This is a genomic window from Streptomyces anulatus (assembly GCF_014650675.1).
GTDB lineage: Bacteria > Actinomycetota > Actinomycetes > Streptomycetales > Streptomycetaceae > Streptomyces > Streptomyces anulatus.
The window spans coordinates 283,211-296,114 of record NZ_BMVK01000002.1 but is presented as its reverse complement, the minus strand read 5'-3'; the positions used below and the strand labels follow the sequence as shown (position 1 = coordinate 296,114).

General features: G+C 70.8%; 9 protein-coding genes. All 9 read left to right on the top strand.

All coding sequences use genetic code 11. The annotated features are described in order from the left end of the window. Positions 1-31 precede the first annotated feature (31 nt). The 9 genes from lysA to prfA all read left to right on the top strand — a co-directional run bounded on the left by lysA (position 32) and on the right by prfA (position 12,864). Positions 32-1,423 (top strand): diaminopimelate decarboxylase, encoded by a 1,392-nt coding sequence (lysA, locus tag IE272_RS06010; protein ID WP_050360404.1) that lies wholly within the window; start codon positions 32-34, stop codon positions 1,421-1,423. Positions 1,424-1,679: 256 nt separating this feature from the next. Beyond that, on the top strand, positions 1,680-2,981 hold the full coding sequence (locus tag IE272_RS06005; protein WP_179233741.1) for a homoserine dehydrogenase: 1,302 nt from the start codon (positions 1,680-1,682) through the stop codon (positions 2,979-2,981). 7 nt (positions 2,982-2,988) lie between these two features. Further along, entirely contained in the window at positions 2,989-4,059 is a 1,071-nt protein-coding gene (thrC, locus tag IE272_RS06000; RefSeq protein WP_007447697.1) for a threonine synthase, read from the top strand. Between the two features lie 373 nt (positions 4,060-4,432). Further along, positions 4,433-5,350, top strand: coding sequence for a homoserine kinase (gene thrB / locus IE272_RS05995; RefSeq protein ID WP_056700569.1), 918 nt, complete (start codon positions 4,433-4,435; stop codon positions 5,348-5,350). 391 nt (positions 5,351-5,741) lie between these two features. Further along, a complete protein-coding gene (gene rho, locus IE272_RS05990) occupies positions 5,742-7,793 on the top strand; it encodes a transcription termination factor Rho (protein WP_056700566.1) in 2,052 nt (683 codons plus the stop codon). Positions 7,794-8,098: 305 nt separating this feature from the next. Continuing rightward, positions 8,099-9,874 (top strand): trypsin-like serine protease, encoded by a 1,776-nt coding sequence (locus tag IE272_RS05985; RefSeq protein WP_050360401.1) that lies wholly within the window; start codon positions 8,099-8,101, stop codon positions 9,872-9,874. Positions 9,875-10,147: 273 nt separating this feature from the next. Beyond that, positions 10,148-11,251, top strand: coding sequence for an LCP family protein (locus tag IE272_RS05980; RefSeq protein ID WP_190006406.1), 1,104 nt, complete (start codon positions 10,148-10,150; stop codon positions 11,249-11,251). Positions 11,252-11,405: 154 nt separating this feature from the next. Continuing rightward, the gene (gene rpmE, locus IE272_RS05975; RefSeq protein ID WP_003966263.1) at positions 11,406-11,630 is read left to right on the top strand and encodes a 50S ribosomal protein L31; all 225 of its coding nucleotides are present in this window, start codon (positions 11,406-11,408) and stop codon (positions 11,628-11,630) included. Positions 11,631-11,787: 157 nt separating this feature from the next. Continuing rightward, positions 11,788-12,864, top strand: a complete 1,077-nt coding sequence (gene prfA, locus IE272_RS05970) for a peptide chain release factor 1 (protein WP_007447709.1) — start codon at positions 11,788-11,790, stop codon at positions 12,862-12,864. Positions 12,865-12,904 lie beyond the last annotated feature (40 nt).

Below are 12,904 nucleotides of genomic sequence, written 5' to 3'. Positions count from 1 at the left end.
GCGATCAGAACAGACCCGAGAGAACATCACGATGAGCCGCTCCGCACACCCCGCAGGACCCCGTCACGCCGACGTCCTCACCGAGGGGCACTACTCCGCGCCCGCCGCCGACCTCAACGTCCTCGACGAGAAGGTCTGGTCGCGCACCGTCACCCGCGACGCGGACGGCGCCCTCACCGTCGGCGGGATCACCGTCGCCCGGCTCGCGGAGGAGTTCGGCACCCCCGCCTACTTCCTCGACGAGAGCGACTTCCGGGCCCGTTGCCGCGCCTGGTCCGAGGCCTTCGGCCCGGACGCCGACGTCTTCTACGCCGGGAAGGCCTTCCTCTCCCGCGCCGTCGTGCGCTGGCTGAAGGAGGAGGGGCTGAACCTCGACGTCTGCTCCGGCGGTGAGCTGACCACCGCGCTGGACGCCGGAATGCCCGCCGAACGCATCGCCTTCCACGGCAACAACAAGACCGTCGCCGAGATCGAGCGGGCCGTCGAGGCGGGCATCGGGCGGATCGTGCTCGACTCCTTCCAGGAGATCGTCCGCGTCGCCCACATCGCCCAGCGGCACGGCGTCCGCCAGCGGGTGCAGATCCGCGTCACCGTCGGCGTCGAGGCCCACACCCACGAGTTCATCGCCACCGCGCACGAGGACCAGAAGTTCGGGATCGCGCTCGCCGACGGGCAGGCCGCCGAGGCGGTGCGCCGTGCCCTCTCCCTCGACGGCCTCGACCTCATCGGCGTCCACTCGCACATCGGCTCGCAGATCTTCGACATGGCCGGATTCGAGGTCTCCGCCCGGCGCGTGGTGCAGCTGCTCGCCGAGATCCGCGACGAGCACGGCGTCGAACTGCCCGAGATCGACCTCGGCGGCGGCCTCGGTATCGCGTACACCTCCGAGGACGACCCCCGCGAGCCGCACGAGATCGCCAAGGCGCTCAGCGACATCGTCACCCGCGAGTGCGAGTCCGCGAAGCTGCGCACCCCCCGCATCTCCGTGGAGCCGGGCCGCGCCATCGTCGGACCGACCGCGTTCACGCTGTACGAGGTCGGCACGATCAAGCCCCTGGAGGGGCTGCGGACGTACGTCAGCGTCGACGGCGGCATGTCGGACAACATCCGCACCGCGCTGTACGACGCCGAGTACAGCGTCGCGCTCGTCTCCCGCACCTCGGACGCCGAACCCATGCTGGTCCGGGTCGTCGGCAAGCACTGCGAGAGCGGCGACATCGTGGTCAAGGACGCGTTCCTCCCCGCCGACCTGGCCCCCGGCGACCTGATCGCCGTCCCCGCCACCGGCGCGTACTGCCGTTCCATGGCGAGCAACTACAACCACGCGCTGCGCCCGCCGGTCGTCGCGGTCCGCGACGGAGAGGCACGCGTCATCGTCCGGCGCGAGACGGAGGAAGATCTCCTGCGTCTCGATGTCGGCTGATGAAATAGTCATCTCAGGATCCGGACGAGGGTCAGAAACCCCCGTCCGGTGAGTGAGACTGGTCCCCAATGAGCATGACCCTCCGGCGATTGGGGGGTGGGAGAAGGAGCGGTTCTGGGTGCGTGCAGCTGCAAGGCGGAGGATTGAGGCATGGCGGAGCCATGGTGATTGACGACAACGCCGCAGATGCGCGTGCCCGGAGCCGCGACGCCGCCCCCCAATCTCCGGAGGGTCTAGGTATGAGAAACGAGGTCGGATGATGCGTACGCGTCCGCTGAAGGTGGCGCTGCTGGGCTGTGGAGTGGTCGGCTCAGAGGTGGCGCGCATCATGACGACGCACGCCGACGACCTCGCGGCGCGCATCGGCGCGCCCGTCGAGCTCGTCGGCGTGGCCGTCCGCCGGCCCTCGAAGGTGCGTGAGGGCATCGACCCCGCACTGATCACCACCGACGCGACCGCGCTCGTACAGCGCGGCGACATCGACGTCGTCATCGAGGTCATCGGCGGTATCGAGCCGGCCCGGACGCTCATCACCACCGCCTTCGAGAACGGCGCGAGCGTCGTCTCCGCCAACAAGGCGCTGCTCGCCGAGGACGGCGCGGCCCTGCACGCCGCCGCCGAGAAGTACGGCCGCGATCTGTATTACGAGGCCGCCGTCGCCGGGGCCATCCCGCTGGTGCGGCCGCTGCGCGAGTCGCTCGCCGGGGACAAGGTCAACCGGGTGCTCGGCATCGTGAACGGCACGACCAACTTCATCCTCGACAAGATGGACACCAGCGGCGCCGGCTACTCCGAGGCGCTCGACGAGGCCACCGCCCTCGGGTACGCGGAGGCCGACCCGACCGCCGACGTCGAGGGCTTCGACGCCGCCGCGAAGGCCGCGATCCTCGCCGGGATCGCCTTCCACACCCGCGTGAAGATCGGCGACGTGCACCGCGAGGGCATCACCGAGGTCACCGCCGCCGACATCGCCTCCGCCCGCCGGATGGGCTGCACGGTCAAGCTGCTGGCCATCTGCGAGCGTGCCGCCGACGGGGCCTCCGTCACCGCCCGCGTCCACCCCGCGATGATCCCGCTCAGCCACCCGCTGGCCTCGGTCCGCGAGGCGTACAACGCGGTCTTCATCGAGGCCGACGCGGCCGGGCAGCTCATGTTCTACGGTCCCGGCGCCGGCGGCTCGCCGACCGCCTCCGCGGTCCTCGGCGACCTCGTCGCGGTCTGCCGCAACAAACTGGGCGAGGCCACCGGTCCCGGTGAGTCCGCCTACACGCGCCTGCCGGTCAGCCCCATGGGCGAGGTCGTCACGCGCTACCACATCAGCCTCGACGTGGCCGACAAGCCGGGCGTGCTCGCCCAGGTCGCGACGGTCTTCGCCGAGCAGGGCGTATCGATCGACACCGTCCGCCAGCAAGGACGTCCAGACGGAGGCGGCGAGGCGTCCCTCGTCGTCGTCACCCACCGCGCGCCCGACGCCGCCCTCTCCGGGACCGTCGAAGCGCTGCGCAAGCTCGACACCGTGCGCGGTGTCGCCAGCATCATGCGTGTTGAAGGGGAGTAAAGGACCCATGACCAGCAAGGGCACCCACCAGTGGCGCGGCATCATCGAGGAGTACCGGGACCGGCTTCCGGTCACGGCCACGACGCCGGTCGTCACACTTCGTGAGGGCGGTACGCCGCTCGTTCCGGCGCAGGTCCTCTCCGAGCGCACGGGCTGCGAGGTGCACCTCAAGGTCGAGGGCGCCAACCCCACCGGTTCGTTCAAGGACCGCGGCATGACCATGGCCATCACCCGGGCCAAGGAGGAGGGGGCGAAGGCCGTCATCTGCGCCTCCACCGGCAACACCTCGGCCTCCGCCGCGGCGTACGCCGTGCGCGCGGGGATGGTCTGCGCCGTCCTCGTACCGCAGGGCAAGATCGCGCTCGGCAAGATGGGCCAGGCGCTCGTGCACGGCGCCAAGATCCTCCAGGTCGACGGCAACTTCGACGACTGCCTGACCCTGGCCCGCTCGCTCTCGGACAACTACCCCGTGGCGCTGGTCAATTCGGTCAACCCGGTTCGTATCGAGGGCCAGAAGACCGCCGCGTTCGAGATCGTCGACGCGCTCGGCGACGCCCCCGACATCCACGTCCTGCCGGTCGGCAACGCGGGCAACATCACCGCGTACTGGAAGGGGTACACCGAGTACGCCGGTGACGGCGTCTCGACCCGCTCCCCGCGCATGTGGGGCTTCCAGGCCTCCGGCTCCGCGCCCATCGTGCGCGGCGAGATCGTCAAGGACCCGTCCACCATCGCCACCGCGATCCGGATCGGTAACCCGGCCTCCTGGAACTACGCGCTGGCCGCACGCGACGAGTCGGGCGGCTTCATCGACGAGGTGACGGACCGGCAGATCCTGTCCGCGTACCGGCTGTTGGCCTCCCAGGAGGGCGTCTTCGTGGAGCCCGCGTCGGCCGCGTCCGTCGCCGGCCTGCTCAAGGCCGCCGAAGAGGGCAAGGTCGACCCCGGCCAGCGCATCGTCTGCACGGTCACCGGAAACGGCCTCAAGGACCCCGACTGGGCCGTCGCGGGCGCACCGCAGCCGGTCACGGTCCCGGTCGACGCGGCCACCGCCGCGGAGAAGCTCGGACTCGTCTGATCCGGTCCCGGGCCGGGCGCCGGCAGGCGCCGCGGCCGGCCCGGGCAACCGCGACAACCCGCTCAACCAGCCCCTTTCCGGGGCGGAGAGCGCATGGGAGGCGGGCGACACGCATCGTGCGCCTCCTGTGCGCCCTATGTCGCCACAGAACCTTCCTTCGATAAGCTGTACCCCATCCGCCCGGCATCCGCCCGCCGGACCGCCACGCCTGCGGTCCCCGTCGTGGCCGTCGGGCCGGCCGCCGGATTCCCGCACCGCTTCGGAGCCCTCCGCACAGCCGCGACCCCCACCGCCATGACCCCCGCCGTTCGTCCCGCCGCCGCAGAGCCACCCGCACTGCATCCCCGCCGCCTTACAAGGAGTGGTCCGACCGATGGCCGGTCCCGCGTTCCGAGCCGCCGCCGTCAGGGTGCGCGTCCCCGCAACCAGCGCCAACCTGGGTCCGGGCTTCGACGCCCTGGGCCTCTCGCTGGGGCTGTACGACGACGTCGTCGTCCGGGTCGCCGACTCCGGGCTGCACATCGACATCGCAGGTGAGGGCAGTGAGACGCTGCCCCGCGACGAGAGCCACCTGCTCGTGCGCTCCCTGCGCACCGCGTTCGACCTGCTCGGCGGCCAGCCCCGCGGGCTGGAGATCGTCTGCGCCAACCGCATCCCGCACGGCCGCGGCCTCGGCTCCTCCTCCGCCGCCATCTGCGCCGGAATCGTCGCCGCCCGCGCCGTGACGACGGGCGGCGACGCCCGCCTCGACGACGCGGCCCTGCTGGAGCTGGCGACCGAGATCGAGGGACACCCCGACAACGTCGCGGCCTGTCTGCTCGGCGGCTTCACGCTCGCCTGGATGGACGGCGGCGCGGCCCGGGCGATCAGGATGAACCCCGCCGAATCCGTCGTCCCGGTGGTCTTCGTCCCCGGGCGCCCGGTGCTCACCGAGACGGCGCGCGGCCTGCTCCCGCGCACCGTCCCGCACGTCGACGCGGCTCTCAACGCCGGCCGGGCGGCCCTGCTCGTCGAGGCCCTGACCCGCCGCCCCGAGCTGCTGCTCGCCGCGACCGAGGACCGGATCCACCAGGAATACCGGGGCCCCGCCATGCCGGAGAGCGTGGAACTGGTCAACCGCCTGCGCGCCGACGGCGTGCCCGCGGTCATCTCCGGTGCGGGGCCCACGGTCCTCGCGCTGACGGAGGAAGGCTCGGCCGACAAGGTCGCCCGACTGGCGGGGGAGGGCTGGGCGGCGAACCGGCTGGCCCTCGACGCGACGGGCGCCAGTGTGCTGCCGCTGGCCGCGTAACCGCATGTGATTACCGGTGAGCGAGAGGGGGAATGTTTGTTGGAGCCGGTAGTGTTAACCTCAAGTCTGCAACCGACGTCTTTGAGGCGCGTTGCTTCGTGTCCCCCTCCGGGACCACCATTCTTCCGGGAGCCTCCCCAACTGCCTGAGCAGCCTGCCTGAGCAGTTTCGAGCACGCTCCGGAACCGGCACGACACCCCTCGCTCGTCCAGGAGTGGGCCGAGCAGGGGGATCTCGCGCCGGACCCCGCACGTTCATCTCTCCGCCGTACACCCGGCGGACCACCGCCCCGGCAAGGTCCGCGATCCAGCAAGATCAACAGACCGCAGTCGGACAGCACAACCGGTCGCCGAGCCAGAAGGCCGACGTCCGCTCCAGGGAAGGACCCTTCGTGAGCGACACCACCGATCTGATGGGCGTGACTGCCGACAAGAGCGTCGACAGCGCCGCGCCCGCCGAAGGTGCTGCCACTGGCACCACCGCACGGCGCCGCCGCTCCGGCACCGGCCTCGAGGGCATGGTCCTGGCCGAGCTGCAGCAGGTCGCGTCCGGCCTCGGCATCAGGGGCACTGCGCGGATGCGCAAGAGCCAGCTGATCGAGGTCATCAAGGAGGCGCAGGCGGGTGGCGGATCCGCCGCCCCCAAGGCCTCCTCCAAGTCCGCAGAGGCCCCCGCCGAGGCGGAGACCAAGCCGAAGCGCCGCGCGACCTCGAAGGCGCGCACCGGGGACGAGGCAGCCGCTGCCGCCGCCGAGAAGGACACGGCGCAGCAGCAGATCGACATCCCCGGTCAGCCGGCCAGCGACGACCAGCCCGCGGGCGAGCGTCGTCGTCGCCGTGCGACCGCGCAGGCGGGCAGCCCGGACACCAAGACCGAGGCGAAGACCGAGGTCAAGGCCAAGGCGGAGCCCCAGGCCGAGCAGAAGACCGAGGAGCGGGGCGAGCCGAAGGGCGACGCCAAGGCCGAGGCCGCCGCCGACACGGCCGAGGGCCGTCGCGGAGACCGTCGCGACCGCGGTGAGCGGGGCGACCGGGGTGAGCGCGGCGAGCGCCGCGAGCGTCAGCGCGACCGCCGGGGCAAGGGCGACGACCAGGGCCAGCAGGGCGGCGGCGGGCAGCGCCCGCAGCGCCAGGGTCAGGGGCAGAGCCAGGGCCAGGGCCAGCAGAACCGCGACAACGGTCCGCAGGACGACTTCGACGACGAGGCGGGCGGCCGTCGCGGCCGTCGCGGCCGCTACCGCGACCGCCGTGGCCGCCGTGGCCGCGACGACTTCGCCAGCGATGTGCAGGTGGCCGACGACGACGTCCTGATCCCCGTCGCGGGCATCCTGGACATCCTCGACAACTACGCGTTCATCCGGACCTCCGGCTACCTGCCGGGCCCGAACGACGTGTACGTCTCGCTCGCCCAGGTCCGCAAGAACGGCCTGCGCAAGGGCGACCACGTCACCGGCGCGGTGCGCCAGCCCAAGGACGGCGAGCGGCGCGAGAAGTTCAACGCGCTGGTCCGCCTCGACTCGGTCAACGGCATGGCCCCGGAGTCGGGCCGTGGCCGCCCCGAGTTCCAGAAGCTGACCCCGCTCTACCCGCAGGACCGGCTCCGTCTGGAGACCGACTCCAACATCCTGACGACGCGGATCATCGACCTGGTGGCCCCGATCGGCAAGGGTCAGCGCGGGCTCATCGTGGCCCCGCCGAAGACCGGCAAGACCATGATCCTGCAGGCCATCGCCAACGCGATCACGGTCAACAGCCCCGAGTGCCACCTGATGGTCGTCCTGGTCGACGAGCGTCCGGAAGAGGTCACCGACATGCAGCGGTCGGTGAAGGGCGAGGTCATCTCCTCGACCTTCGACCGTCCCGCCGAGGACCACACCACCGTCGCCGAGCTGGCCATCGAGCGCGCCAAGCGCCTCGTCGAGCTGGGTCACGACGTGGTCGTCCTGCTCGACTCGATCACCCGCCTGGGCCGCGCGTACAACCTCGCGGCGCCGGCCTCCGGCCGCATCCTGTCCGGTGGTGTCGACTCGACCGCGCTCTACCCGCCGAAGCGCTTCTTCGGCGCCGCGCGCAACATCGAGGACGGCGGCTCGCTGACCATCCTGGCCACCGCGCTCGTCGAGACCGGCTCGCGCATGGACGAGGTGATCTTCGAGGAGTTCAAGGGCACCGGCAACATGGAGCTCAAGCTCGACCGGAAGCTCTCGGACAAGCGCATCTTCCCGGCGGTGGACGTCGACGCGTCCTCCACCCGTAAGGAAGAGATCCTGCTCGGCACCGACGAGCTGGCGGTCGTCTGGAAGCTGCGCCGGGTGCTGCACGCGCTCGACCAGCAGCAGGCGATCGAGCTCCTCCTGGACCGGATGAAGAAGACCCAGTCCAACGCGGAGTTCCTGCTCCAGATCCAGAAGACGACGCCGGGCAGCGGAAACGGCAACGACTGACCGACCGGACACCGGCACAGTCCGTTTCCAAGGCTCCGCCCCCTCACTTCGGTGAGGGGGCGGAGCCCTTTTCCGTCCCCGGGGTTCCCTTTTCCTCTCCTTTTCCTTCTCCACACATTCCTCTTCCGTTGTCGCTCACGTAATATCTGGGCCAGTTGAGGTGGGGGGCCATCGAGGCGGAACGGCAGAGGCGTGAGCCCTGCGGCGATCCGCCCTGCGCTGCGGGCAGTTCGCGCGCACCCCCCCGCCGTTTCCCGACCGGCGGGGCTCTCGTGCGCCACCGGTTCCTATCCGAAGGATCACGCGTGCACATACGCACCACGGGGGGCCGGCACGCGCGCCGGCTCAGACTCGCCGTTCCGGCGGCGGCCGTCACCGTCCTCGCCCTCGTCGGCACCGCGCTGACGATGTCCGCGTCGCAGGCCGGCGAACCGGCGCCCTCCTTGCCGACGGCCGCACCCGAACGGCCCGTCGCCCCGGCGGAGTCGGAGCTGCGCGAGCGCGTGGCCGACTCGGCGGTGGCGGACCGCGAGGCCCTCCCGCCCGCCAAGTTCGCCGGCGACGAGCCGGGCACCGCGGCCCCGATGGTCATCGGCGGCACGCAGACCTCCATCGCCGGCGCCCCGTGGATGGCGCAGCTCTGGTACCACGACGACCGGGGCACCCCGGGCGACGAGACCGACGACACCGGCTTCTTCTGCGGCGGTGTCGTCATCGCGCCCACGAAGATCGCCACGGCCGCGCACTGCGTCAAGGGCTTCGACTGGAACGCGAACGGGGTGGTCGTCACCGGCAGCACCTCCACCGAGCCGAACAGCAGCGGCACCGTCTCCTGGCCCTACCGTCAGTGGAACAGCCCGCTCTACAAGGACGTGCAGGGAGCGGCCGACAACGACGTCGCGGTGCTCACCCTCTTCGACCCGGTCGCGGCCAAGCCCCTCCCGGTGATGGCGAACACGGACACGGGCCTCTACGCGCCGGGCACCCAGGCCAAGGTCTACGGCTGGGGCCGCACCACGTCCACCAACGACGACATCTCCACGACCCTGCGTTCGGCGACGCTCCCGATCGTCTCCGACGCGACGTGCCGGGGTTCGTACGGAAGCTCCTTCGTTCCGGGCCACATGGTCTGCGCGGGCAAGACCGGCGCGACCGACGCGGAGACCGTCGGGGCCTGCAACGGTGACTCCGGCGGCCCGCTGGTGATCGGCGGCAAGCTGGCCGGCATCGTGTCGTGGGGCGTCCTGGACTGTGTCGGGGAGGGCGCGTACAGCGTCTTCGCCAAGGTGAGCACCTATGTGCCCGCCATCAAGGCGCGGGCCTACGACACCAACATGAACTGGGACCACCGCGCGGACCTGATGGCCCGCAACGCGTCCAACAAGACGATGTACCAGTTCAATTCGACCGGCACCGGCATGTCGAAGGCCACGTACAGCAGCGGCTGGGGCGACATCAACGTCCTCCTGCAGACGGACCTGAACCGGGACGACAACCAGGACCTGCTCGTCCGAGGCACGGACGGCAACCTGTACTGGCAGTGGTACAGCTCGGCGGCCGAGGCGTGGCAGACCAAGCGCCTGGCCACCGGCTGGGGCACCCGCAAGCAGATCCTGGCCCCCGGCGACCTGACGAGCGACGGCCACCCCGACATTCTCTCGACCGACTCCTCCGGCGGCTTCTGGCTGTACCCGGGCAAGGGCGACGGCAACTTCGCCGCCCGGACCAGGATCGGCGGCGGTGGCCTCAACTTCAGCATGGTCCGGGGCAGCGGCGACTTCACCAACGACGGCAAGGCCGACATCATCGCCCGGGGCAGCGGCGGCAAGCTGTACCTCTTCAAGGGCACCGGCAAGGCGAGCGCCCCGTTCGCGGCCAAGGTCCTCGTCCGGACCTGGGACGTGGCCACGGCCCTGGTCACCACCGGCGACTTCACCGGCGACGGCCACGCGGACATCGTCGTCCGGGTGAAGAGCGGAGAGCTGTACCTCTACCCGGGCACCGGCAGGTCCGACAGCGGCATCTTCGGCGCCCGCAAGCGGCTGGGCACCGGAGCCAACAACTACAACCTCTTCGGCTGACCCCGGCCGGCCCCGGCCGACCCGAGACCTTGGCCACACCGGCCCCGGTCCCCGAACCGTCCGCCATATCGCTGTACCGAGCACGAAACCCCAGGTGAACGCAGCCTCACGGCCAGCTCGCCCGGACGCCCTGTGGCCCCCGTCCCCCGACGGGGGCCACAGGCGCGTGTGCAACCCTTCTTGCTGCTTCGGCCGTCCCTCCAGGAGAGGCCGACCGCGCGTGGAACACCACGGCAGGGGGCAAGACGGGCCACAGGAGTGACGAGGAGACGCGTGAGCGAGCAGAGCAGGAGCACCGGCCGCATACGCGGCACCGGCAGCCGGCGGAGGAAGCCGTCCCGCAGGCACCGTGCCAAGGTCGTCGCGGCCTGGACGGTCGCGGGTGTCGTGGTCGTCGGCGGGGCCGGACTCGGATACGCGTACCTGGCGCTCGACGGCAACCTCTCCAGCATCGACATCGACGCCAAGCTCGGCACCGACCGTCCCGACGACGTGGACGACGGCTCGCAGGACATCCTGGTGCTGGGCTCCGACTCGCGCTCCGGCGACAACGGGAAGTACGGCGAGGACGAGGGCGCGGCCCGCTCCGACACGGCGATGGTCATGCACATCGACAAGGGCCACAAGTCCGCGAGCGTCGTCTCGATACCCCGCGACACCCTGATAGAGCGCCCCGCCTGCGAGAGCGACACCACCGGCGACCAGGTCCCCGCCGAGCACCGGGCGATGTTCAACACCGCGTACGAGGTCGGCGGGCCCGCCTGCGCGGTGAAGACGGTCGAGTCGATGTCCGGCATCCGCATGGACCACTACCTGGAAGTCGACTTCACCGGCTTCACCAAGCTCATCGACGAGCTCGGCGGCGTCGAGATCACCACGAAGACCGCGATCGACGACTCCAAGAGCCACCTCGACCTGGAGCCGGGCACCCACACGCTGAACGGCGAGCAGTCCCTCGGCCTCGTCCGTACGCGCAAGAGCGTCGGCGACGGCAGCGACCTCGGACGCATCCAGCTCCAGCAGGCGTTCATCAAGGCGCTGATGGACCAGACGAAGAGCGTCGGGGTGTTCACCAGCCCCACCAAGCTCTACGGCCTCGCGGACGCCGCCACCAAGGCCGTCACCACCGACTCCGGGCTCGGCTCCGTCAAGAAGCTCACCGGTTTCGCCAACGGACTCAAGGGACTGAGCGCCGAGAACGTCCACATGGTGACCCTGCCCGTGGAGTACGACCCGGCCGACCCGAACCGGGTCCTGCCGCAGGAGAAGGCTGGCCGGCAGGTCTGGGCCGCCCTCAAGAACGACCGGCCGATCCCCGCCTCCGCCACCGAGAAGTCGGCCGGCGACAAGGGCGACGCCGACGCGGTCGTCGAGTAGCCACCCACCCGTCACGCTCCGTCGGGGAATACCTGCGCTCCGCCCCCGGTTTTGGGAGATACGGCCGGTCCTGGCAGACTGGTACGTCGGCCCCGGTTCACGGCCGCGCAATCCGCGCGGACGACCCGGCGCCCTCCCGAAACTAGGAGACACCTTGAAGCGCGACATTCACCCCGAGTACGTCGAGACGCAGGTCAGCTGCACCTGCGGTGCGTCGTTCACCACCCGGAGCACCATCGACAACGGCACCATCCGTGCCGACGTCTGCTCCGAGTGCCACCCGTTCTACACGGGCAAGCAGAAGATCCTCGACACCGGCGGCCGCGTGGCCCGCTTCGAGGCCCGCTTCGGCAAGGCTGCCGGCTCCGCCAGCAAGTAGCGAGCCACTGCGCCGGTTCTCGGCGCCCTCTTCCCGGGGGCGTCGGAACCGGCGTTTTTTCCGGTCGGGTGTACGGGGGAACCCCCCGCCGTACACCCCACCGGGCAGTACGCCCCCAAGCAGGCCCGCAGACGCACAACCAACCAGGAGCCCCCGAATGTTCGAGGCGGTCGAGGAACTGATCGGTGAACACACCGGTCTTGAGAAGAAGCTCGCCGACCCGTCGGTTCACGCCGACCAGGCCAACGCGCGGAAGCTGAACAAGCGCTACGCGGAGCTGACCCCGATCGTCTCCACGTACCGGACCTGGAAGCAGACCGGTGAGGACATCGGGACCGCCCGCGAGTTCGCCGCGGACGACCCGGACTTCGCCGCCGAGGTCAAGGACCTGGAGAAGCAGCGCGAAGAGCTCACCGAGAAGCTCCGCCTCCTCCTCGTCCCGCGCGACCCCAGCGACGACAAGGACGTGCTCCTGGAGATCAAGGCGGGCGCCGGCGGCGACGAGTCCGCCCTGTTCGCGGGCGACCTGCTGCGCATGTACCTGCGCTACGCCGAGCGCGTCGGCTGGAAGACCGAGATCATCGACTCCACCGAGTCCGAGCTCGGCGGCTACAAGGACGTCCAGGTCGCCGTGAAGACCAAGGGCGGCAACGGCGCCACCGAGCCCGGCCAGGGCGTCTGGGCCCGGATGAAGTACGAGGGCGGCGTGCACCGCGTGCAGCGCGTGCCCTCCACCGAGTCCCAGGGCCGCATCCACACCTCCGCCGCGGGCGTGCTCGTCACCCCCGAGGCCGAGGAGGTCGACGTCGAGATCCACGCCAACGACCTGCGCATCGACGTCTACCGCTCCTCGGGCCCCGGCGGCCAGTCCGTCAACACGACCGACTCCGCCGTCCGCATCACGCACCTGCCCACCGGCGTCGTCGCCTCCTGCCAGAACGAGAAGAGCCAGCTCCAGAACAAGGAGCAGGCCATGCGCATCCTGCGCTCCCGGCTCCTGGCCGCCGCCCAGGAGGCCGCCGAGCAGGAGGCCTCCGACGTACGCCGCAGCCAGGTCCGCACCGTCGACCGCTCCGAGAAGATCCGGACGTACAACTTCCCGGAAAACCGCATCTCGGACCACCGCGTCGGCTTCAAGGCGTACAACTTGGACCAGGTGCTCGACGGAGAGCTGGACGCCGTCATCCAGGCATGCGTCGACGCCGACTCCGCCGCCAAGCTCGCCAACGCGTAAGCGACCCGCCCGCCCCGCACACCCGTAACCCGTACGGAGA